Raw genomic sequence first — 21,397 nt, 5'->3', positions numbered from 1 at the left:
GAGGCAGGAGGCTGGCATGAAATCACTGGCGCAACAGATGTCGTTCTATCAGCGCTATCACCGCAGTCCCAAGAATCGCCTGACCCATTTCTTCGGCGTTCCCATGATCATCCTCGCCGTCATGCAGGCGTTCTCATGGGTGCCGCTCGGCCCCAGCGGCCTGAATGCGACGCATGTGATCGTGCTGGTCCTGCTGATGTACTACTTCCTGCTCGACGTGCCGCTCACGCTTGCCATGACGGCGTTCTTCGCGGTCATGCTCGCCGTCACGCAACATCTTGCCCGGCTACCGTGGCCCTGGGCGCTGACCGTTTTCGGCGTGCTCTTCGTCGGTGGCTGGATCGTGCAACTCATCGGCCATCACTTCGAAGGCCGCAAGCCGGCGCTGCTCGACAATCTCTTTCAGATATTCATCGCCCCGATGTTCCTGATGGCCGAAGTGTTTTTCCATTTCGGCTACAAGCCCGGTTTGCAACGGGAAGTGCAGGAACTGTCGATGCAGTCGGTATAGCCCGCAGTCTGTCGGTCGACGCCCGACGGCGGTCGGCGAACAGCAGACGACGCAAGACAAAACGCCAGCCGGTAACTCAGGCTGGCGTTTTTCATCGGTAAAGCGTTGGCGAGCGCGACATCGGGCCCCGTTAGTCCCTATTAGGCCTAGCCAGGACTACCCGTGACTCCCCGGGCGACGGCTCAGGTCGTCGAGCACCTGGCGGATGGCGTCGGCATCGTCGGCATCGGGGCGCTTGCTCAGATAGAGCTCCAGATCGTCCTGCGCCGGTCGCACGAGCCCCAGACGCGCATAGGCCAGCCCCCTGTCGCGCTTCTCGATCGGCTGATCGGGCAGCACGAGCACCATACGCTCCTGTACCGCCAGCAAACGTTCCCATCGTTCATTCTGCGTATAGATCGCGCGCAGATTACGGAGCATGCGCGCCAGGATCTCGCGCGGCGACGCCGGCTCCAGGAACGGATGCAACAACGCCCACAAGGCAAGCTCCTGGATGGGCTCCGCGCTCTCGTCGCGATAGTGCTTCAGGTAAGGCTCCACCATTTCGAGCAGGCGCTGCGGTGAAAGCGAGTTACCAGAGATCGGATCGATAACGACATCACCGGCCGGCACGGCAAGCCGAAGCAGAAAGTGACCGGGGAACGAGAGGCCGCGCAACGGCAACCCAATCTGGTGACCGATTTCCATGCACAACACGGCCAGAGAAATGGGAATGCCACGACGCCGGTCCAGCACCACATGCAAATGGCTGTTGTCCGGGTCGTAATAGTCGTTCTGATTGACCGTGAAGCCCAGTTCACGGAAGAAGAAGTGGTCGAGCAGTTGCAGTTTCTGCAACGGTCCGGCGTCAGGCGGCAGACGTTTGGCCAGACGAGCGGCAAGCGCGTCGATCTGCGTCAGCGTGTCCTGCACGTCGAGATCGGGATAGACGTCCTGCGCGATGGCGATGGCGGCCTCGGTCAACGGCAGACCGTCGTCGGACGCCACCAGCGCGGCAAAGTACTCGAGAATTCGATTCGCCATGCGGTATCCGTGATTTCTTCCGCGTCACTTGCCCGTCCCGCAATCCCGGCGGATCAGGAGAGGGTTCGGCGGCGGAAGAACGAGAAGTTGAAACCCATGAGGAATAATGCCCCGAAATACACCACGGCGCATAGCACCAGACTCGCGCCGAGCAACGCAATGCGGGCCAGCGGACGCGCCCCCAGCGCCACCCAGTCGAAACTCTGGGTGAACCACAGCAGCAGACCGGCCAGAATCAGGCACGCGGCGAGCAGTTGCACGAAAAACAAGCGCCACCCCGGCGCAGGGCGGTAAATGCCGCGCTTGTAGAGGCCGACGAAAAGCAGCGCCGCGTTCATGCAGGCGCCCACGCCGATCGACAACGACAGCCCGGCATGCGCGAACCAGCGCACGAAAAGCAGGTTCGACAGTTGCGTGGCGATCAATACCACGATGGCAATCTTCACCGGCGTCTTGATGTCCTGCTTGGCGTAGAAGCCCGGCGCGAGAATCTTGATGAGAATGAGGCCGACGAGACCCACGCCATACGCCGTCAGCGCATGCGCGGTCATCGCGACGTCGGTCGCATCGAAGCGGCCATATTGATAGAGCGTTGCGGTCAACGGTTCCGCGTAGACGAACAGGCCCACGGCACTGGGCATCGCCAGCAGGAATGTCAGACGCAGCCCCCAATCCAGCAGCGCCGAATACTCGGCGGCATCGCCGTCGGCGTTTGCCCGCGACAGGCTCGGCAGCAGGATGGTGCCGAGCGCCACACCCAGCAACGCCGTCGGAAATTCCATCAGACGGTCGGCATAGGCCAGCCACGAGACGCTGCCCTGCGCCAGTCGCGAGGCAATGTTCGTGTTGATGATGAGGCTCACCTGCGCAACCGACACCGCGAGCGTTGCGGGGACCATCTTGGCGAGCACACGCTTCACGCCGGCATTGCGCAGGGCCGCGAGGACGTTGAACGTGATGCGCGGCAACATGCCGATGCGGGCGAGCGCCGGCAACTGAATGACGAGTTGCAGCACCCCGCCGACGATCACGGCATAAGCCAGCGCGTAGACCGGCGTCTCAAGATGCGGGGCCACCCACAGCGACGCCACGATCGAGCTGACGTTGAGCAGCACCGGGGCGAACGCCGGCATCGAGAACTGGCGCCAGGTATTGAGCACCCCGGCGGCCAGCGTCGTGATCGAAATCAGGGTGATATAGGGGAACATCACGCGCGTCATGAAGACGGCGGCGTCGAACGTGCCGTTTTCGCGCGACAGGCCCGTCGCCACGGCGTACACGACCCCGGACGCGCCGAGCACGCCCGCAATCGTGATGGAGAGCAACACCCAGAACAGCACCGTCGTGACCGAGTCGACCAGCGTCTTGGTCTCGGCTTCGCTACGTTGCGTCTTGAATTCGGCCAGAATTGGGACGAATGCCTGCGAAAACGCCCCTTCAGCGGACAGGCGGCGCAGCAGATTGGGGATACGGAACGCCACGTTGTAGGCGTCGGTCATGGGACCGGCGCCGAACATGCGGGCGATTAGAATTTCACGAATCAGGCCGGTGATGCGCGAGAGCATCGTAAAACCGCTGACCGTAGCGAGAGCTTTTAGCAAATTCATGTTGCGCGTATTATACGCACAGCAGTGCAGCAAAGAAGTTGCAATTTCCGTTTCGCTTCGGCTATAATCGACGGTTTCGAAGTCAATGGATTGCTTCCTGGCCACCGTGTCTCCCAGGGAGCCGAGCCAAACTGCATAGAAGCCGCATCAGGCGGAGCAATTCAAGGAATTCACAGAACATGGCAAATACCGCACAAGCACGCAAGCGCGCGCGTCAAACCGTTAAGATCAACGCCCACAACTCGGCGCTGCGTTCGCGTCTGCGCACGGCTGTGAAGGCTGTTCGCAAGGCCATCGCCACTGGCGACCAGGCTGCTGCCAAGGAAGTGCTGCGCGCTTCGGCAAAGACGATCGACATCATCGCTGACAAGAAGATCGTCCACAAGAACACCGCTGCTCGCCAAAAGAGCCGCCTGTCGGCCGCCATCAAGGCGATGTCGGCTGCTGCCTAAGACAGCGCTAGCTGCGAAGCAGAACAAGTTGCTTGCCGGTTCCGACTACGGTCGGGACACTAAAAAGCCCGCTTTATGCGGGCTTTTTTCTTTGGTGCGCATTCTTCACCGCCAATTCCGCTCCGTCAAACGTTGCACGGCATGAAACCCGTCCGGCGCGCGGACACCGTGCGTCCCAATGAACGTTCTTCGTAGCAATACACAGGGAGAAGGCAATGCAGACGTGCCGGAGCGGCAGCGATGTGACAGCTCGACGGTGAGTCAGGGCCAAAGGCCCGGCACTCACGTCTGGCCGAAAACGGCCGAAGGGGAATTACTTGACGTCGGGAACGAAGCAGGCTTCCGTCATCTGCAAACCGTTGTCACGGGCAAAACTCATCACGAAATCGAACATTCGCGGCTCGATCTCGCGCAGTCGCTCGTCGACAACGACGCACTTGACGTCGCCCACCATCGTCGGACGCACGTAGGGGGAGTACTGCATGTATGCGTTCGGGCCAGAATTGCTTCGGCCGCAGAACGACACGGCGCCGCACAGACGCTCCGCCCAGTCACTCGGACGAAACTTCTTGCCATCCAGCGTCAGGCCCTGGATGAAATACTCACGCGCGGGAACCTGGTCGGTCATATCGCTCAATCACCTCAAAAAACACCTGGCCAGCCGTACGCGGGTAGCGTTGCTGACAGAGCCAGTATTATATCTTATATAAGACTGGAACCTGTCCCCCACCATAGCTGCGGATGTTTTTTTCGGTCTTGCCAGCCGATTTTGGCTGTGCAGCAGCGGGCTCGATAATACGCTTTTCGTGTGACGACAAAACGATTTGGTAGACTAGGGGCCGTTCCCCTGTAGCCAGCAACCGGTAGAACACCTTCACGAGCCTGACCGGGGGACAGGCCTCAAGGCTTGTTCGTCGTGCCGAACGCGTCCGAGTTCCCAGCGAATGCATAGCTTCCTTGCGGAGAATTCACGCGATATCGGCCTCCAGCAGAACATCCAAATGACCACCGCCAAACCCATCAAGCATTACCTTCAGTTTTCGGATCTGACGCTCGACGAGTATGACTACGTGCTCGAGCGCACCCGCATCCTCAAGAAGAAATTCAAGAACTACGAGACCTACCACCCGCTGCACGACCGCACGCTGGCGATGATCTTCGAGAAGAGCTCGACCCGCACGCGCCTGTCGTTCGAGGCCGGTATTCACCAGTTAGGCGGTCACGCCGTGTTCCTGAACACGCGAGACACCCAGCTCGGCCGCGGCGAGCCGATCGAAGACGCCGCACAGGTGATTTCGCGCATGACCGACATCATCATGATCCGTACGTTCGGTCAGGAGATTCTCGAGCGTTTCGCGCAGCACTCCCGCGTGCCCGTGATCAACGGCCTCACGAACGAATACCACCCGTGTCAGGTGCTGGCGGACATCTTTACGTATTACGAGCATCGCGGCCCGATCAAGGGCAAGACCGTGACGTGGATCGGCGACGCCAACAACATGTCGTACACGTGGATCCAGGCCGCCGAGATCTTCGGCTTTCAGTTCAACATCTCCACGCCGCCGGGCTACCGCCTCGATCAGGCGATGGTCGCGGAATCGAGCCGCCCGTTCGTGCGTGAGTTCGACGATCCGCGCGAGGCCTGCGAAGGCGCCGATCTCGTGTCGACGGACGTCTGGACGAGCATGGGTTTCGAAGCGGAGAACGAGGCACGCAAGGCCGCGTTCGCGCAATGGTGCGTGAATGCCGATCTCATGCAACGCGCCAAGCCCGACGCCCTGTTCATGCACTGCCTGCCCGCGCACCGCGGTGAGGAAGTGTCGGCAGACGTCATCGATGGCGCACAGAGCGTCGTGTGGGACGAAGCCGAAAACCGTCTGCACGTGCAGAAGGCACTCATGGAGTTTCTGATGCTGGGTCGCGTGTAAGACGCCGGCACCGCTCACGATCAACGCCCGGACCGCGTCAGCATGGTCCGGGCGTTTTTCATCCAACCTACGCGTTTAGCGTTCCGCTATCATCGCTGACGCGCCACCGTCGCCCGCATTGCGTGACGGCTGGCGTTTCATAGCGGCATCGCGCAGTGCGTCGCGCTCATCAGAACATTTCGGAATTTGCACCACCTCGCACCAGCATGGGGCAATTCCGTTGTGCATTGCACAAAATGCAGACGGGTGGACGCTCGAAACGTGCTAGCATGAATTCAACCGTCTGGCCGGAAAGGCCGGACATATCGACTCTCCAACGCGACTTTCTTCGCATTCGACACAGCATTCGGTCATGACGCAAAACGCTACGCAGTTCGACAACGTTTCCGTAATCAAGCGCGCCAACACCTACTTCGACGGCAAGTGCGTTTCGCACACCGTTCTGTTCCCGGACGGTACGCGCAAGACGCTGGGTGTGATTTTCCCGGCCACGCTCCAGTTCGGCACCGATGCTCCCGAAATCATGGAAGTCACAGGCGGCCGTTGCCGCATCCGTCTGGCAGGACAGACCGAATGGCAGGAATACGCCGCCGGTCAGGAGTTCTCCGTGCCGGGCAACAGCAAGTTCGATATCGAGGTCGTAGAGACGCTCGATTACGTTTGCCACTACGGCTAACCGTACGGCCAGCATCGCGACGGCGCGGGACGTTCCGCGTCATCGCCCTCTCGGCCGGTTCAGCGCGGCCCGGCGCCGCTTCTCACTATGTCGCGACTGCCTCCCGGTTCCTTCGATCACCGCATCGATGCTCCCATCGATAGCGCTTCCGACAACGCCAACGACAGCGCCGCCAGCGTATCTGCCAGTCCAGCGACAGACACGCCACAAGCCGCCCCCGATGCCGCCGTGACGCTCGTTGCGGCGTCAACCGAGCCCTCCCCGCCCACCGCACGCATTCCCTCAGACCCGCCCGACACTCCCGAGCCTTCGGACACGAATCCCGACCTCGAGCCGACGGACGTCCCGCTACTTCCCCCGAAGGACAAGCGCAATGGTGCGAAAGCCAGATCGTCACGCGCGCGTGCAGGCACTGGCGGCGACGCGAAGCGCAAGGGCATCGATCTGGGCCTGCAAGGCGGCGGCGCCCACGGGGCGTACACGTGGGGCGTGCTCGACAAGCTGCTGGAAGACGGACGGCTGGCATTCGAGGGCATCAGCGGCGCCTCAGCGGGCACCATGAACGCCGTGGTGCTGGCGCACGGGCTGCTCGACCGACCTGGTGTCGATCCGCGCGAGAAGGCGCGTGAAGCGCTGCACAGCTTCTGGCTGGGTGTCTCTCAGGCGGGTTCATCCGCCACAGCGTGGGCGCAGACCGTCTTCAGCTGGCTCAACGGGCGTCCGACGGAATACCCGGTCTGGCACGACTGGATGCAGAGCATGCAGCAATGGATGATGCCGTTCTCGCAGCCTCCGGCCGAGATCAATCCGCTGCGCACCGTGCTCGAAGCGCAGGTCGACTTCGAGCGGCTGCGCGAGAGCACGGCGACGCATCTCTTCGTCTCGGCGACCAACATCCGTACCGGCAACATCCGCATCTTCCGCACGCACGAAATTACGCTGGACGTGGCGATGGCGTCAGCCTGCCTGCCGTGGCTATTCAAACCGGTGAAGATCGACGAAGACTTTTACTGGGACGGCGGCTATCTCGGCAATCCCGCGCTATATCCGTTCTATTACGAGACGGTCACGAGCGACATTCTGATCGTGCACATCAACCCGATCGAGCGCAAAGAGAAGCCGGTGCTGCCGGGGCAGATCATGAATCGCGTGAACGAGATCACGTTCAATGCCTCGCTGCAACGCGAATTCCGTGCCATTTCCTTCGTCCACAAACTGCTCGACGAGGGATGGCTCAAGCCGGAGTTTCGCGAGCGGCTGAAGTACCCGCTGATTCACTCGATTCGCGCCGACAAGGAGCTTTACGATCTGTCGTCGTCGACGAAATTCGTGACGGACTGGCATTTCCTCACGACGCTACGCGATCGTGGACGCGACGCTGCCGCCCGCTGGCTGGAAACGTATTACGACGACGTGGGCGTGCGCTCCACGGTCGACCTGAAGCGCGACTACTTGCAGCGTTTGCCCGACGCCACCGCGATCAAGGCGTGATCAAAGCATGAGAGGTTCGGGGTCGAGCGAGATACCGAAGCGTTCCTTCACGCTGGCCTGCACTGCGCGGGCCAGCGCCACGATGTCTGCACCGCTCGCGCCGCCGCGATTGACCAGCACCAGCGCCTGACGCTCGTGCACGCCTGCGTGGCCGAGCGACTTGCCGCGCCAGCCACACTGATCGATCAGCCAGCCTGCGGCGACCTTCCACGTGCCATCAGGCTGCGCATAGCCGACCGCCTCGGGGAAACGCGCGCGCAGCGCGTTGAAGGTTTGCGCATCCACCACGGGATTCTTGAAGAAACTTCCCGCGTTGCCGAGCACCGCCGGATCGGGCAGCTTGCGACGTCGAATCCCGACTACGGCGTCGAAAATCTGCCGCGCATCGGGACGCTCGACACCGGCCTCGCCCAGCGTGCGCGATACGTCCGCATACCCCGTCACGGCCTGCCAAGGCTGCGGCAGCCGCAAGGTGACAGCCACGATGATGTAACGCCCCGGCTCGCGCTTGAATAGCGAATCCCGATAGCCGAACGCGCAGACGTCGCGGGACAACGTGACGAATTCGCCCGTCGTGGTGTCGAGCGCGCGCAACTCGGCGAAACGCTCTGCCAGTTCCAGCCCGTAAGCGCCGATGTTCTGAATCGGCGCAGCGCCCAGCGTGCCGGGAATCAATGCCAGGTTCTCGAGCCCGGGGCAATCCTGCGAGAGCGTCCAGTCGACGAAATCGTGCCAGACCTCGCCCGCGCCGCCACGGACATAGCGCGCGTGCGGATCGGCGGGATCATCCGGGAGACGGTCGCGGCCGCGAATGGCCATGCGCAGCACCACCCCGTCGAAGTCTCGCGTGAGCACGACGTTGCTGCCACCGCCCAGCACGAGGCGCGGCAGCCCCGCCAGTTCGGGCATGGCGAGGGCGTCCGTCAGCGCCGCTTCGCTGTCGATCGTCACGACATAGCGGGCCTTGGCGGACAGCCCGAAGGTGTTGAATTCGCGCAGACTGACGTCGCGTTGCAGCTCAGGCATGAAATGTAGGCGGGTCCGGGGGTGCCGCCGACGTCCCGAAGGGACGCGGGACCGACGGCTGAATTACAATGTCGGGCGAAAGAATGATGCGCGCCATTATACCGGCCATGCAGGTGCTTTCCTCCCCCGGGCCGCCCCGGCCACGCCCGTCGTGTCGCAGGAAACCGGACCGTATGGCGTGCACGGGCAGACGACTGCCCCCCAACCTCACGGCACGCCCTGCGTGCCTTTCACGAACCCTCAGTAATTCAGGAGAACCAGATGCCATCGTTTGACGTGGTTAGCGAAGCCAACATGGTCGAGGTCAAGAACGCCATCGAGCAGGCCAACAAGGAAATCTCGACGCGCTTCGACTTCAAGGGATCGGACTCGCGCGTCGAGCACAAGGAGCAGGAACTCACGCTGTTCGCCGACGACAACTTCAAGCTCGATCAGGTCACGCAGGTGCTCATCGCCAAGATGGCCAAGCGCAACGTCGACGTGCGTTTTCTCGACTACGGCAAGGTCGAGAAGATCAGCGGCGACAAGGTCAAGCAGGTCGTGAAGGTGAAGAAGGGCGTCGAGGGCGACCTCGCGAAGAAGATCGTGCGCATCATCAAGGACAGCAAGATGAAGGTGCAGGCGAGCATTCAGGGCGACAGCGTGCGCGTGGCCGGCGCCAAGCGCGACGATCTGCAAAGCGCGATGGCACTGCTGCGCAAGGACGTGACCGACACGCCGCTCGACTTCAACAACTTCCGCGACTGAGTCCCCCGCTCACATCGCCGCCGCGCCCGCCTGCCTCGCCGCACTTCCCTGCAAGGCGGGCGGACAGAAAAAAACCCGCAGACTCGCTGCGGGTTTTTTATTGGCCGATCCGGGGTTCGCTTACTTCTTCTGGCCGATGCGGCTTTCCTTGCCGGCGATGAGCTTGCCGATGTTCGCGCGATGGCGATAGATCAGCAACATCGCCATGACGATCACGGCCGGCGAGTACGGCCCGAAGCCGAACATGAAGACGTAGTACAGCGGCGCGAACACCGCTGCGACCAGCGCCGCCAGCGACGAGTAGCGGAAGAAGATCGCGATGATGAGCCACGTGGCCATCACGGCAAGCCCCAGGATCGGGTTGATGGCGAACAGCACGCCGGCGGCTGTGGCCACGCCCTTGCCACCCGCGAAGCGCAGGAAGATCGGGTACAGATGGCCGAGGAAAACCGCCAGCGCTACCGCTGCCAGACCGAAGTCGCCCACGCCCCAGGCGTCGGCGAAGCGTTCCGCGAGATAAACCGCCAGCCAGCCCTTGAGGGCATCGCCGAGCAGCGTGAGCACGGCGGCCTTCTTGCTGCCGGAGCGCAGCACGTTCGTCGCCCCCGGGTTGCCTGAGCCATAGCTGCGCGGATCCGCGAGCCCCATCGCGCGACTGACGATCACCGCAAACGGCACCGACCCGATCAGATACGCAAGAACGATAAACACCAGTGTGGCCATGAACTTCGAGCGAGTGGAGAATTTGTAATGGCCGCCATTCTACTTGAGACGCCGCGCCGCCCCATTCTGGCAAACACGGGGTTGCACGCCGGACCGGCCCACGACTCGCCCGAACGTGCTCCCGATTGGCTCGACTTCCCATCCAAGACGCACGGTCTGCGTTGGGAAATGGCTCCAAGTCGGCCACAACAACGCAGATTGCGGAACCGCGTCCAGGGCATAGGGGTCTTTGCCCCAAGCGCGCAACGTCCATCACAAACGCGCGCACTCGGGAGGAGCCCCTGGAACATGAAGAAAATCCGCGTCGCCATCGCCGACCCGCATCCTGTCGTCGTCGCCGGACTGACCCACGAATTAGGCAACCGGACATCGCTTGCGGTCATCGGCACCGCACGCACCGCCACGCAGATCGTCGACCTGTTGCGCCACACGCGGTGTGACGTGCTGGTGACCGGCTGCACCGTGCCGGGTGGCGCTTACGGCGAGGGGCTATCGCTGCTTGCCCAGATTCGACGCATGTTTCCCGACGTCCGGATACTGGTACTCACCGCGGCCCCGAACCCCGCCATTGCCCGGCAGATCTACGAGCTTGGTGTCGCGTCCACACTCTGTAAGTCGAGCGATATCGACGATGTCGTGACTGCCATCCACGCGTTGCACCACGGCAGAGTTCATCTGCAACACCCCCCGATAAGGGTGCAAGAGGCGAGCGAAATCGGTTCGACACTATTGAGTCAGCGCGAGGTCATGGTGCTGCACCTGTACGTGACCGGCATGTCGATCAGCGCCATCGCGGCAAAAATCCATCGGACGAAGCAGACCGTGAGCGCACAACGACGCAACGCCATGCGCAAACTCGGCATCGGCTCCGACGCCGAACTGCACCGCTTCGCCCTGCAAACCGGCCTGTCCGACGCCTTACAACGTCAAAACAGTGCCGCGTCGACAAACATCTCGATCCTTAACCGACCTTCGTAACCTCCCGCGAACTTCGACGACTGAAGAAACGGCGACACCTCGAACGTGAGCAGCGCCGGGGAGCACGCGACGGCCACGGGCATGCCGGGTAACCGGACGATGCGAATCGCCGACTGCGCGACCGGCGTGAAACTTTCGGCCGGTCCCCCGACCGTCAGCCAGCGATGCGCACCGGCGTATGTGTATCCCACCCGATAATCGATCCGTTGCGACGGCAGGAGGCCGTTGGCGTTACGCAGCACCAGTGACGCCTGCCCGGGCGGTCTGCCCGGAATATCGCCGCGCACATCGGCAGCACGCACTCTCAGCGCGCCGGCGGAATTCGAACCGAAGCCATCGTAGAAGCACACGTCCACCGCCCTTCCCCCGTAGACCACCGGTTGAAAGCCCGGACCGGGCCGCGTTTTCAGGTCGAACGCGACGCGCGGCGCCGTATTGGAGAGCGTCGGGAAGTAGATCTGCGCGTTTTGACGGTCCGTGACATTGAGTTCGATATCGTAGCTATGCACGGCGCTCGGCCCCTGACTCTGATATTCCCTGACATCGAATTCGAACCGCCCCCGCCAGATGCCGCCAATGGGAATCTTTTGCAATTCGGTACGCTCGATGGTCAGCATGTATCGGGAAACGTCGTAGAACCGCCCCGTGCACTGACCGAAGCTTCTCGTGGAGTTGAGCGCGACACGCCGGTGGATGCAGGTGCTGCTGGCCACGGTAACCACCTTGGTTGCCCGGATACGAAGATCGACAGTGAGCTGGGATCGGTTTTCGGTAAAGCGTAACGCGACGTCCGTCGATGACGGGTGGCTCGCGTTGGACGGCGTTCTCGAGCAGGCCCCGAGCGTTGTGTCGGTGGTCGAGCGGCAGGCGAACCAGGTTCGCGAACCTTCGATACGGCCCGGCGTGTAATGCGCGGCAATCTGTCGGCGAAACTCCCAGCCTTGTGGCACCGACGCCCGGTCGAACGTCAACGAAACGCTCTCGTGCCGGTCCGACGGCACCGACTGTGCGGCGACGGAGAACGGCAGGCACAGCGCGCCGAGGCTCAGGCAGAGGCGCACCGCACACACGCCGCACATTCCGCACACGGACCGAAGCATCGCAGTCATACGTCGGGCAACACTTACGCACTCGCCTGTCATATTCCGTCTGGCCTCCTCTCTCATTTCATTTGATCCTCCATCGCCAATCCCGCGCGACGATCCGACGACGCCTGTGCATCGCTGAGTAACCGCTGAGCCCGCGTCTGGGATCGCAACGATGCCGGCAGCGTGTGCTGCGCCACGATCTCGCATTGCATGGTGCCGGTCAGCCGAATCACATCGCGCCGTTCGACGCTGCGAATTTCGCAGCGCACCGGCTGTCCGCGATCCAGCAGATAGAGCGCGGAGAGCGGCTGCGGCGACTCGATCATGAACTCCCCGCGTGCGTCGAGCGGCGCGGCGGCCACGCTCAGCACCCGCGCGTTGTCGAGCGAGAGACCATCGACGCCGACAGCCCTTCCTACGTAGGTGTAGCTGCGTTTGGCCGTCACGCGGTGGACCTTCATGCGGCCCGGCGTCAGGAAGTAATCCTGCACACCGGCACCGCGCAGCAACCCGATGCTGTAGTCGCCAAGCCCTTGCCAGGCCTCGGCCACCTCGCCCTGCTGAACGCGATACCCGCCGATGGGCACCATGGCCGCTGCGCCGAAATTGACGGTCACGGAACGTCCCCCGACCTGCAAGGTCGCCGCAGCGCCACCCGACGCGCTCGCACTTTCGTCGTCTGCCTCACCGTCTGCGACGCGATCCGCCTGCGCATCGCCCACCACGAGCGCGACACCGGCAGGCGGTTCCCCGGCGAGCATGGCCGGACCGATCACGACCCGGCCGCGCATCACGGCGAAACTCGATGCATAGCTGCCGGCAAACGCGCCATTCGCACGGCCGTCGCCCAGGTGACCGAAGCTCCGCGAGTAGATCGCCTGAGCGTCACCGTATCGGCCGTCCACGGCCCCGCGCACATTCGCAGTGCCGCCGCCCGACTCGGTGCCTGTCACGGCGAGCGCAATTTCGCGACGCGACGTGTCGTCCCACGTCCACGTATGCGACGCGTGATAGTCCGCCCGCACGCCACGCTCCCCCTCGCGACCGTTGCCGAGACCACCACGCACTTCAACGCCCGCGCTCGAGAACCTCGACAGAGGCGTGCCCGGCAACGCGGGTCGATGCCGCGTCAGCGACACGTTGACGAACACCCCCCGGTCGGGTCGGCCCATGTCGACGTGATGCCGATGAAATCCCCCCACGCGGGCATTGACGGCATACCGTTGCCAACGGAACGACCGGCTCAGCGCCGCCTGCAAAGTCCGCGATACGCCGTCGCGCGGTTCGCTGCCCTGCCAGAACTCGTCCTGCAACGGGTCAACGGCCGACGCGCGGCGGCCATAGGTACGGCTTTCGCTGTAGCCGGCAGACGCCTGCCATTTGCCCAGTGGCAGCGCCACGCTGGCATTGAGCGAGTCATAGCAGCCGAGCTGGAAGGCGTTGACGTCTGACGCGAATGCGCCGCCACGGCAATTCGCCTGGCGCATCTGATATCGGTAGAGACTGACGCCCAGCCGGTTAGAAAACGACATCGCCTGCGTGTTGCCGCGTGCGCCGCCAGTCCCGGTGAGCAACGCAGCGGTCGTCGTGAGACGTCCGAAAGCGAACGTGTGCTGCCAACCGATCTGTGTCTCGTTGAACCATTGCGCGGGTAACGCCACCAACCCCGAGGTCAGCGTCACGCCCGGTCCGACCGCAGTGCGCACGCCCGTCTGCACCGTGAATCGCTCGCGCTGGCGGGTGTCGTCGAATCGACGCCGGTTCACCGTACGTCCCGCCTGAGCAAACCACTGCGTGCCCCGTCCGTGGGTGCCGCCACCCACTTTGGTGAACGGCTCGATCTCCGACCGGATCAGCGCATCGCCTTCGAAGATTCTCAACGTGACGAGATAACTCCCTTCGGGGAAGTAACGCGTGTCGAACTGCTGGACACCTGCGGACAGATAGGCGCTGCCCAGCAGTTCACTGCCCCGGTAGGCGTCGACGCGCGCATCCCGGGTCAACAGGACCGTCAGCGGCGATCCCTGCGCGGCACTCGCTTCGTTGCGATACGCCTGAGACGTGCCGATGCGTGCGCCGTCGAAGCGTTCCACAGGCAGCAGCGAGAAGCCGAAGCTCCCGCCCTGCGCGCTGGAGAGATTGCGCTGATCCATGCGTCCGGCCTGAACGTAGTGCGTCGCACCGAGATCGTGCCGGTAATAGAGACTGTCGATGTTTGCGCGCGTACCGCCCGATCGGGCAGAGGTATCGTAGACATCCGCGCGCCGGCTCGCGTGCACGAGCGACCACGTGAACCCGGCGTAGCTCGCGGGCGAAACACCTAGCGCCCCTTGCCCCAACATCGTGAGATTGCGATCCCGGTCGCGCGCGGAGGCGTTCACGATCTGCGAATGCACCAGCGCATTTTCGCTGCCCGCGACGTTCATGTGATAAGCCGGACCTGCGGGGTCTCGCGCGGGCAACCAGTCCTTGGCGAGAAAGAGGTCGAGGACACCCTGCCCCTCGTCGAAGATCACATCGGCCGACCCGGTTTCGAGATATCGGCAGCCGGAGGACTGCGCGCCGCCCGCGCATGCGAGATGCCCATTGCGTGGCATGGGTCTGGCGAGAGCTTCGACCAGTCGCATGGCCTGACGGTCCCCCGGCGGCACATCCACCACCGCCTCGATGGCCCGTGCCACCGATTCGGGTGTTTCAAGACGCACGATCTGCGGATCGACAAATACCGGGAACAAGCCGAGCGACTGCCCGAGCAGCCTGACTTCGAGGTGCTCCACCTGACCGAGCGCAATGTCTTCGAATCCCGGCGGCACCTGGGCCGTGGCGCTGGCCGCCTCCCAATGCCCCCAGACCGGTAGCGAGCACAGGCAGACGAGATAGGTACGACGGATCTTGGACATGGCGCGAGTGCGATCGACGAAGGCGCACCGCAGGGCGCCCCTTCGCCGCTCGCAGACGTCTAGCTGTCGAGAACGTTGCCGGGACTTAGTTGGTGGAGGCCGAAGCCACGATCAACAATTCGAGGCGTCCGGCATACCGGCCGGCAGTGGGCAACCCCGCGCCCGGCGCCCGGCCCGACACGACCAGCGGCAACGTCTTCGATTCACCGGTCTGCACGCCGGTCCAGATATCCGCCGCGTTAAATGTGGTGTCCGTCGCCACGATGTTCACGCCATCGAGTTGAACGGTGAGCGCAATCGGGGGCGTCGCGCTGTTCGTCGTATGGATCAGCGACGGCACCGAGCCAAGACGGACGCCCACGTTTTGCGTGATGTCGTTGGTGTACAACCGCGTATGGATCGTTGGCGCGACCACGTCGCGCGTCGCCGCGTTGTAGGCCAGTTCGAGGTTCTGCGGCATCGGACTGCCGTTCGCCTGAAGGACCGACAGCGTGGGATCGATGTTCGCGCTCAGATCGATCACGACTTCCGCGGCATTGGCCGCGGCCATGGGGAGTGCCAGTGCGGCAACTGCGGCCAATTGTTTGAACGTCTTCATATCGTTGGTTTCCTTATCTGGTTGGAAGGGAAATGACTCCGGGACAGCGGAGGCACGTGAGACTCTCAGGTCTCATCGGATCTGGCTAAGGCACGACAGGCAGATTCAGGACCTGCGCCTGCGTTGTGCCGTCGACCAGATATCGGATGCGCACCGTTGCGTCGCGCAGGGTGCCGGGAAGCGCTTGTGTCTGACCGGGATACACGCTGCGGCCGATGTCCTCCCAGGTGCAGGTCGTATCGGCCTCGCCGGTACATCGGCCCACGGCGCTCACGTGCGCCCGGACGTTGCCCGTGTTTTCGATGAGGCCGTTGTCACGGCTTCGCGCGAGCCGCGGTGAAGGTCTTTGCGGGGCGACCCGGACGAGCGCGCCCCAGACGAAACTCACTTGCACGTCGGGATCGAAGTCGGTCGGTCCCGGGGCGTCCTGCACGGGGTCCGGCGTTGCGGCTGGCCGGAAATAAACGCGATAGGCGGTTTCGATGTCGGGCCGCCCGAGCGGGACGACACGTATCTGACGGGTCGCACCGCCCGCGAGTACGAATTTCGCCGGAGAGACGACAAGGCCGTCGCCCTCGGAAAGACTCACCGGCACTTCGTGCTCGCCCTCCGTTGCTGGGGCGACGATTCGCTTGACGGTGACCTCGACATACTGCGTCTGCGGCGACTGTGAGGTGACACGAATGACACCCGAGGTCGACCGCTCGCCGGCAATCACGCTCGCAATCGGCGAGATGGTGACGTTGGCCATGGCCGGCGCCGACATCGATGCCAGCGCTGCCACGAACATGGCCGTCGTCAGCCGCCACCGTCGATGCCTGTCGAGATCGCATCCGCCTGCTGCGTGAAGTCTCCTCTCGCCTCCCCTGCGGCGCCCCCGGCTTTGCCCGCGGTCGTGTCTTCCCGACCGTTCGCTCTGGCTGTCTCCTCTCGTCTCCCGCATCTCCACTTCTCCCGTTGTCCTTGCCGGCCAACACGGCGAATCCGTCTGCATGGATCACCGGTGCCTGAATCCTTGGGAACATCGTAGAGACGACGACAGACGAGCGAAATCTGACAAGTCAGATTTCGCTCAACAGTGTGGCAATGGGTATTTTCTTGAAGACGTCCGCGAGACCGAATGGCAAGTCGCGGATGCCACCCCGGGCGGGGCGATGGTTAAGGGCAGTGAGCGCGGCGCTCAGTCGACGAGTGCGACGTTGACGAGCGTGGGTTTGAGCACGCGCACGATTTCGGAGGGCGCCATCGACACGAGGTAGCCGCGACGTCCGCCGTTGATGTAGATCTCCGGGAGTTCGAGAATCGACGCTTCCATGTAGATCGGCATGCGCTTGCGTGTGCCGAACGGGCTCGTGCCACCGACGAGGAAGCCGGAGTGACGGTTGGCGACTTCGGGCTTGCACGTCTCGATGCGTTTGCGTCCGGCCTGACGCGCCAGCGACTTGGTGGACACCTGACAGTCGCCGTGCATGAGCACGATCAGCGGATTGGCGTCTTCATCCTCCATCACCAGCGTCTTGATCACGCTGTGTTCCGGCACCTGCAACGCCTCGGACGACACACGTGTGCCGCCGTGCTCCTGGTAGTCGTAGAAATGATTCTGGAACGCAACCCTGGCTTCGCGGAGCTGTTTGGTCGCGGGTGTTTCGGCAGTGGCCTTGGATTTCATATCGTCAGAGTGCAGTGAAGGCGGCGAAGGCAGGCGGCAGGCCCGGCGCTCGCCCAGGGTTCGCGACGGCTCGGCGGTGACTCAGCCATAGCTTCCGTAAAATACGGATTGTAAGCAATCGCTTCATCGCGCATTACAATGCCGCCATGTCTGCCTCAAACCCTGACTTACCTTCGTTGTCGACCGACGCCGGCGTAGCGACCTTCCTCGCTGGCCTGCCGGCACGCATCGACACGTTGCCGGCGCGCATTGCCGCCCTCACACCGCACCGCGTGGCGCTCATCGACGACTTCGGTCGTTTGACCTACGGCGAACTGGCGAATGCGGTTGCGGCCAGCGCCGAGCGTCTGCGTGCGCATGGCGTGCGAGGCGGCGACCGCGTCATGATCGTCGGTGAGAATGGCATCGCTTACGTGGTGCTGCTGCTCGCCGTCGCATCGCTGGACGCCTGGCCCCTGCTCTGCAACGCCCGCCTGTCGCCGGCCGAGTTGCACGTGATTCGCGAGCACGCGAATCCGCGCTGCGCGATCTATACGATCGATGCGTCGCCCGATGCGGCAGCGCACGCCCGCACGGACGCCGCCAGGATCGTCTGGACGGAACTTGCGCTCGGCGCGATCGCCGCCTCCGATGCGGCCGCCGATAGCGCGGCCGAGCCGGTCACGGGCGACCCGGCGACGCAGTGCGCAGCGCTGATCTACACGACGGGTACGACGGGCGCGCCCAAGGGGGTGCGTCTCTCGCATCGCAACCTGATGTTCATCGCAGCCGTGTCGAGCACACTGCGGCGCGTGGGCGCCGATGATGTCGCATACGGCGTGCTGCCGATTTCGCACGTCTACGGGCTGACGTCGGTCTGTCTGGGCACCTTATACGCGGGTGGCACGCTGCGACTGGCGGCACGCTTCACGCCCGACGCCGTGCTGGACTCGCTCGCCCACGACGGCCTGACCATTCTGCAAGGCGTGCCGGCGATGCACGCACGCCTGATGGCATATGTGGCAACGCAAGGCACATCGCTTGTCGCACCGCGTCTGCGCTTCGTCTATTCCGGCGGCTCACCGCTCGACGCCGCATTGAAGGCGCGCGTCGAAGCGTTCTACGGCATGCCGATCCACAACGGCTACGGACTGACCGAGAGCAGCCCGACCGTCTCCCAGACCCTGCTCGATGCGCCACGCGACGACTGCTCCGTCGGCCCGGCCATTCCGGGCGTGGCGGTCCGAATCGTGGGAAGCGACGGCAACGACGTGCCCGAGGGCGACGTGGGCGAACTCTGCGTGCGCGGCCCGAACGTGATGCTCGGCTACTACCGGGCGCCGGACCTGACGGCCGCCACGATCACGGCAGATGGCTGGCTGCGCACCGGCGACCTGGCGCGGCGCGCGGCAGACGGGGCGCTGTTCCTCGCCGGGCGCGCCAAAGAACTCATCATCCACTCCGGATTCAACGTCTATCCGATCGAAGTCGAACAGGCGCTCACCAGCCATCCCGACGTGCTTCAGGCGGCCGTGCTCGGACGCCCCTTGGACGGCAACGAGCAAGTGATCGCCTTCGTGGAAGCGCGTCCCGGACATGCGATCGACGTCGATGCACTTGCCGCATGGGCGGCCGGGCGTCTGGCGCCGTACAAGCGTCCCGGTGAGATTCGCGTGATGAATGCCCTGCCCGCCGCGTCGACGGGCAAGGTGCTCAAGCACAAGCTCAAAGCGTTGCTCTGAGTCTGGCCGCGCGCCCCGTACGCGCGCGGGTGGTCTGAACAGCTTATCCGCGCGGGTGATGCTGCGCGTGCAGCGACTTGAGACGCTCGCGCGCGACGTGCGTATAGATCTGGGTGGTCGAGATGTCGGCATGCCCGAGCAGCAACTGCACCACCCGCAGATCGGCGCCGTGATTGATCAGATGGGTGGCAAACGCGTGGCGCAGCGTGTGCGGTGAGAGCGGCGCACGAATGTCGGCCAGCAACGCGTAGCGCTTGATCAGATACCAGAACGCCTGGCGCGTCATGCCCTCGCCGCGCTGCGTGACGAAGAGCGTGTCGCACGCGCGGCCGTTGAGCAGCACGCGACGGCTCTCGTCGAGATAGCGCGCGAGCCAGCCATTGGCTTCCTCGCCGAACGGCACGAGCCGTTCCTTCGCCCCCTTGCCGAAAATCCGCAGCACCCCCTCGTTCAGGCCCACCTCGATGGTCTTGAGCGCGACCAGCTCCGACACGCGCAGGCCGCTCGCGTACATCAGTTCGAGCATGGCCCGGTCGCGCAATCCGAGCGGCTGCGTCAGGTCCGGGGCCGCGAGCAGCGCCTCGACCTGAGCTTCCGACAAGGTCGAAGGCAGACGTTGTGCGCGCTTCGCCGAGGCGATGCGCAGGCAGGGGTCCTGCTGCACGATGTGTTCGCGCAAGGCCCACTGGTAGAAGCGTTTGAAGACGGACAACCGCCGGTTCACGCTGCTGGCCAGACTCTCGCGACGCCATGCCAGATACTCGGAGAGCGCCGCTTCGTCGACGGCATCGAGCGCCATCTCATGCTTGTCGGTCAGCCATTCGGCGAACAGACGCAGGTCTCGACGATAGGCGTCGAGCGTGTTGCGTGAGAGACCGTCTTCGAGCCAGATCGTGTCGCAGAACTGGTCGATGAGCGTGGTACTGCGATCGGCGGAACGGCTCAAACCTTCACTCCTTCCTGGGCGAGCGCCCATTCGACATGTTCGCGCACGAGCGCAGAGGGATGATCGCGACGCGCGAGCAAGGCGTCGCGCAGCGGCGTGCGAGCTTCGGCCTGCGTCGTTTCGCGTAGTGCATTGCCCAGGCCTACGGCCAGATTGCGCAGCCAGCGCTCATGGCCGATCCGGCGAATCGGGCTGCCCTCGAGCCGCGTCATGAAATCCGTTTCGCTCCATGCAAAGAGTTCGACGAGCGATGCGCTGTCGAGCCGGTTGCGCGGCGCGAAATCCGTCAACGGCGACGGTTGCGCGAACTTGTTCCACGGGCAGTAGAGCTGGCAATCGTCGCAACCATAGATGCGGTTGCCCATCTTCGCGCGCAGCGCTTCAGGAATCGCGCCTTTGTGTTCGATGGTCAGATACGACACGCACAGCCGTGCGTCGACACGAAACGGCTCGGTGATCGCGCCGGTCGGGCAGACGTCGAGGCAGCGGCGGCACTGGCCACAGTGCTCGCCCCGGTCCATGAGCGGGCTGCCGTGCGCGTGGGGTTGATCGTCATCGGGCGTGCCTGACGGCGCGATGCTGCCCAAACGCGCCGCACTTTCGCTGTCCGTCGGCAGTGGCACGTCGACGAAAATCTCACCGAGGAAAAAGAGCGACCCCGCCTCACGCGAGAGCAACAGCGTGTGCTTGCCTCGCCAGCCGAGCCCTGCCTTCTGGGCGAGTTCGACTTCTAGCACCGGCGCCGAATCGGTGAATACGCGATAGCCGAACGGACCAATGGCCTGCGTAATGCGATCGGACAGTTGCTGCAAGCGGTTGCGCATGACCTTGTGATAGTCGCGTCCGCGCGCGTAGACCGATACCACGGCCTCGGACGGCATGGCCGAGCGCGCCATTTCGCGCTCGCGCCAACGCGCCGGATCGACATCGCTGGGGAGATAGTTCATGCGCGCGCTGATCACGCGCACCGTGCCGGGCACCACTTCGGCGGGCCGTGCGCGCTTCATGCCATGGGCCGCCATGTAGTCCATGTCGCCGTGACAGCCGTCGTCGAGCCACTTCTGCAAGCCCGCTTCGGCATGCGAGAGATCCGTATCCGTGATGCCGACGTCGCCAAAACCGAGTTCGCTAGCCCACGCACGGATCTGCACCGCGAGCGCCGCCAGTCCTGCCGGATCGAGGCCGGAGGGCGTCACGCCGGACGCTTTGTCGCGCGAGGACGACACTTCCGAAGCGTTCGGAGGCGTCGATGGCTCGACTTGTGCGGCGGTAGCGGGGAAAATCACGGAAGCTTTCATCGACTCCATTTTACG

At 63.7% G+C, this 21,397-nt stretch carries 20 protein-coding genes; 8 read left to right on the top strand and 12 right to left on the bottom strand.

The window, feature by feature from the left end:
• The first annotated feature begins 16 nt into the window (after window positions 1-16).
• Window positions 17-511, top strand: coding sequence for an Mpo1-like protein (locus C5N93_RS08885; protein WP_150719629.1), 495 nt, complete (start codon window positions 17-19; stop codon window positions 509-511).
• Between the two features lie 156 nt (window positions 512-667).
• Here C5N93_RS08885 and C5N93_RS08880 read toward each other — a convergent pair whose 3' ends face one another.
• Together C5N93_RS08880 and murJ are read right to left on the bottom strand one after the other, a co-directional pair.
• Complete coding sequence (locus C5N93_RS08880; RefSeq protein WP_069341965.1) at window positions 668-1,534, bottom strand: tetratricopeptide repeat protein; 867 nt, start codon at window positions 1,532-1,534, stop codon at window positions 668-670.
• A 53-nt stretch (window positions 1,535-1,587) separates the two neighbouring features.
• Window positions 1,588-3,141, bottom strand: coding sequence for a murein biosynthesis integral membrane protein MurJ (murJ, locus tag C5N93_RS08875; RefSeq protein ID WP_150719630.1), 1,554 nt, complete (start codon window positions 3,139-3,141; stop codon window positions 1,588-1,590).
• A gap of 179 nt (window positions 3,142-3,320) precedes the next feature.
• Between murJ and rpsT the strand changes: the two genes are divergently transcribed.
• On the top strand, window positions 3,321-3,593 hold the full coding sequence (gene rpsT, locus C5N93_RS08870) for a 30S ribosomal protein S20 (protein WP_069341967.1): 273 nt from the start codon (window positions 3,321-3,323) through the stop codon (window positions 3,591-3,593).
• Window positions 3,594-3,906: 313 nt separating this feature from the next.
• On the opposite strand, the gene C5N93_RS08865 is transcribed toward rpsT, so the two are convergent.
• A complete protein-coding gene (locus tag C5N93_RS08865; RefSeq protein WP_069341968.1) occupies window positions 3,907-4,221 on the bottom strand; it encodes a DUF3579 domain-containing protein in 315 nt (104 codons plus the stop codon).
• 373 nt (window positions 4,222-4,594) lie between these two features.
• On the opposite strand from C5N93_RS08865, the gene argF reads away from it, so the two are divergent.
• From argF to C5N93_RS08850, 3 genes are all read left to right on the top strand, one after another.
• Window positions 4,595-5,521, top strand: coding sequence for an ornithine carbamoyltransferase (gene argF / locus C5N93_RS08860; RefSeq protein WP_150719631.1), 927 nt, complete (start codon window positions 4,595-4,597; stop codon window positions 5,519-5,521).
• Window positions 5,522-5,873: 352 nt separating this feature from the next.
• A complete protein-coding gene (locus C5N93_RS08855) occupies window positions 5,874-6,197 on the top strand; it encodes a pyrimidine/purine nucleoside phosphorylase (RefSeq protein WP_069341969.1) in 324 nt (107 codons plus the stop codon).
• Window positions 6,198-6,284: 87 nt separating this feature from the next.
• Window positions 6,285-7,688, top strand: a complete 1,404-nt coding sequence (locus C5N93_RS08850; protein ID WP_347403300.1) for a patatin-like phospholipase family protein — start codon at window positions 6,285-6,287, stop codon at window positions 7,686-7,688.
• On the opposite strand, the gene murB is transcribed toward C5N93_RS08850, so the two are convergent.
• Entirely contained in the window at window positions 7,689-8,714 is a 1,026-nt protein-coding gene (murB, locus tag C5N93_RS08845) for a UDP-N-acetylmuramate dehydrogenase (RefSeq protein WP_242558978.1), read from the bottom strand.
• A 261-nt stretch (window positions 8,715-8,975) separates the two neighbouring features.
• On the opposite strand from murB, the gene C5N93_RS08840 reads away from it, so the two are divergent.
• The gene (locus tag C5N93_RS08840) at window positions 8,976-9,461 is read left to right on the top strand and encodes a YajQ family cyclic di-GMP-binding protein (protein WP_069341971.1); all 486 of its coding nucleotides are present in this window, start codon (window positions 8,976-8,978) and stop codon (window positions 9,459-9,461) included.
• 120 nt (window positions 9,462-9,581) lie between these two features.
• Here the strand turns inward: C5N93_RS08840 and plsY are convergent, their stop codons facing one another.
• Window positions 9,582-10,184: a glycerol-3-phosphate 1-O-acyltransferase PlsY gene (plsY, locus tag C5N93_RS08835; protein WP_242558977.1), complete on the bottom strand. Its 603-nt coding sequence runs from the start codon at window positions 10,182-10,184 to the stop codon at window positions 9,582-9,584.
• 27 nt (window positions 10,185-10,211) lie between these two features.
• Between plsY and C5N93_RS08830 the strand changes: the two genes are divergently transcribed.
• A complete protein-coding gene (locus C5N93_RS08830) occupies window positions 10,212-11,162 on the top strand; it encodes a response regulator transcription factor (RefSeq protein WP_242558976.1) in 951 nt (316 codons plus the stop codon).
• On the opposite strand, the gene C5N93_RS08825 is transcribed toward C5N93_RS08830, so the two are convergent.
• The 5 genes from C5N93_RS08825 to C5N93_RS08805 all read right to left on the bottom strand — a co-directional run bounded on the left by C5N93_RS08825 (window position 11,111) and on the right by C5N93_RS08805 (window position 17,417).
• On the bottom strand, window positions 11,111-12,232 hold the full coding sequence (locus C5N93_RS08825; RefSeq protein WP_242558975.1) for a CfaE/CblD family pilus tip adhesin: 1,122 nt from the start codon (window positions 12,230-12,232) through the stop codon (window positions 11,111-11,113). The two genes, C5N93_RS08830 and C5N93_RS08825, sit on opposite strands and share 52 nt — an antisense overlap.
• Before the next feature lie 92 nt (window positions 12,233-12,324).
• Complete coding sequence (locus C5N93_RS08820) at window positions 12,325-15,150, bottom strand: TcfC E-set like domain-containing protein (RefSeq protein WP_242558974.1); 2,826 nt, start codon at window positions 15,148-15,150, stop codon at window positions 12,325-12,327.
• A gap of 85 nt (window positions 15,151-15,235) precedes the next feature.
• Complete coding sequence (locus C5N93_RS08815; protein WP_242558973.1) at window positions 15,236-15,748, bottom strand: CS1 type fimbrial major subunit; 513 nt, start codon at window positions 15,746-15,748, stop codon at window positions 15,236-15,238.
• Window positions 15,749-15,833: 85 nt separating this feature from the next.
• The gene (locus C5N93_RS08810; protein ID WP_242558972.1) at window positions 15,834-16,538 is read right to left on the bottom strand and encodes a fimbrial protein; all 705 of its coding nucleotides are present in this window, start codon (window positions 16,536-16,538) and stop codon (window positions 15,834-15,836) included.
• 390 nt (window positions 16,539-16,928) lie between these two features.
• A complete protein-coding gene (locus C5N93_RS08805) occupies window positions 16,929-17,417 on the bottom strand; it encodes an aminoacyl-tRNA deacylase (RefSeq protein WP_242558971.1) in 489 nt (162 codons plus the stop codon).
• 146 nt (window positions 17,418-17,563) lie between these two features.
• On the opposite strand from C5N93_RS08805, the gene C5N93_RS08800 reads away from it, so the two are divergent.
• Window positions 17,564-19,138, top strand: a complete 1,575-nt coding sequence (locus tag C5N93_RS08800; protein ID WP_242558970.1) for a class I adenylate-forming enzyme family protein — start codon at window positions 17,564-17,566, stop codon at window positions 19,136-19,138.
• 43 nt (window positions 19,139-19,181) lie between these two features.
• Here the strand turns inward: C5N93_RS08800 and xerD are convergent, their stop codons facing one another.
• Entirely contained in the window at window positions 19,182-20,114 is a 933-nt protein-coding gene (gene xerD, locus C5N93_RS08795; RefSeq protein ID WP_150719641.1) for a site-specific tyrosine recombinase XerD, read from the bottom strand.
• Window positions 20,081-21,391 (bottom strand): tRNA epoxyqueuosine(34) reductase QueG, encoded by a 1,311-nt coding sequence (gene queG / locus C5N93_RS08790; protein WP_242558969.1) that lies wholly within the window; start codon window positions 21,389-21,391, stop codon window positions 20,081-20,083. The genes xerD and queG overlap by 34 nt, the downstream gene beginning before the upstream one ends.
• Between the last annotated feature and the right edge of the window lie 6 nt (window positions 21,392-21,397).

Origin of the sequence: Pandoraea sp. LA3, assembly GCF_022696215.1 — a bacterium.
GTDB lineage: Bacteria > Pseudomonadota > Gammaproteobacteria > Burkholderiales > Burkholderiaceae > Pandoraea > Pandoraea capi.
Note: the sequence above shows the minus strand (reverse complement) of the source record. Positions and strands in the feature narration are given on the sequence as shown.

Excerpts from the sequence above, each read along its gene's own strand:
- murJ (WP_150719630.1), bottom strand. The coding sequence starts at position 3,141 with ATGAATTTGCTAAAAGCTCTCGCTACGGTCAGCGGTTTTACGATGCTC.
- argF (WP_150719631.1), top strand. The coding sequence starts at position 4,595 with ATGACCACCGCCAAACCCATCAAGCATTACCTTCAGTTTTCGGATCTG.
- queG (WP_242558969.1), bottom strand. The coding sequence starts at position 21,391 with ATGGAGTCGATGAAAGCTTCCGTGATTTTCCCCGCTACCGCCGCACAA.
- C5N93_RS08815 (WP_242558973.1), bottom strand. The coding sequence starts at position 15,748 with ATGAAGACGTTCAAACAATTGGCCGCAGTTGCCGCACTGGCACTCCCC.
- C5N93_RS08855 (WP_069341969.1), top strand. The coding sequence starts at position 5,874 with ATGACGCAAAACGCTACGCAGTTCGACAACGTTTCCGTAATCAAGCGC.
- C5N93_RS08880 (WP_069341965.1), bottom strand. The coding sequence starts at position 1,534 with ATGGCGAATCGAATTCTCGAGTACTTTGCCGCGCTGGTGGCGTCCGAC.
- C5N93_RS08820 (WP_242558974.1), bottom strand. The coding sequence starts at position 15,150 with ATGTCCAAGATCCGTCGTACCTATCTCGTCTGCCTGTGCTCGCTACCG.
- plsY (WP_242558977.1), bottom strand. The coding sequence starts at position 10,184 with ATGGCCACACTGGTGTTTATCGTTCTTGCGTATCTGATCGGGTCGGTG.
- C5N93_RS08850 (WP_347403300.1), top strand. The coding sequence starts at position 6,285 with ATGTCGCGACTGCCTCCCGGTTCCTTCGATCACCGCATCGATGCTCCC.
- rpsT (WP_069341967.1), top strand. The coding sequence starts at position 3,321 with ATGGCAAATACCGCACAAGCACGCAAGCGCGCGCGTCAAACCGTTAAG.
- C5N93_RS08800 (WP_242558970.1), top strand. The coding sequence starts at position 17,564 with ATGTCTGCCTCAAACCCTGACTTACCTTCGTTGTCGACCGACGCCGGC.
- C5N93_RS08865 (WP_069341968.1), bottom strand. The coding sequence starts at position 4,221 with ATGACCGACCAGGTTCCCGCGCGTGAGTATTTCATCCAGGGCCTGACG.
- C5N93_RS08885 (WP_150719629.1), top strand. The coding sequence starts at position 17 with ATGAAATCACTGGCGCAACAGATGTCGTTCTATCAGCGCTATCACCGC.
- C5N93_RS08805 (WP_242558971.1), bottom strand. The coding sequence starts at position 17,417 with ATGAAATCCAAGGCCACTGCCGAAACACCCGCGACCAAACAGCTCCGC.
- xerD (WP_150719641.1), bottom strand. The coding sequence starts at position 20,114 with ATGGGCGCTCGCCCAGGAAGGAGTGAAGGTTTGAGCCGTTCCGCCGAT.
- C5N93_RS08810 (WP_242558972.1), bottom strand. The coding sequence starts at position 16,538 with ATGTTCGTGGCAGCGCTGGCATCGATGTCGGCGCCGGCCATGGCCAAC.
- C5N93_RS08840 (WP_069341971.1), top strand. The coding sequence starts at position 8,976 with ATGCCATCGTTTGACGTGGTTAGCGAAGCCAACATGGTCGAGGTCAAG.
- murB (WP_242558978.1), bottom strand. The coding sequence starts at position 8,714 with ATGCCTGAGCTGCAACGCGACGTCAGTCTGCGCGAATTCAACACCTTC.
- C5N93_RS08830 (WP_242558976.1), top strand. The coding sequence starts at position 10,212 with ATGGCCGCCATTCTACTTGAGACGCCGCGCCGCCCCATTCTGGCAAAC.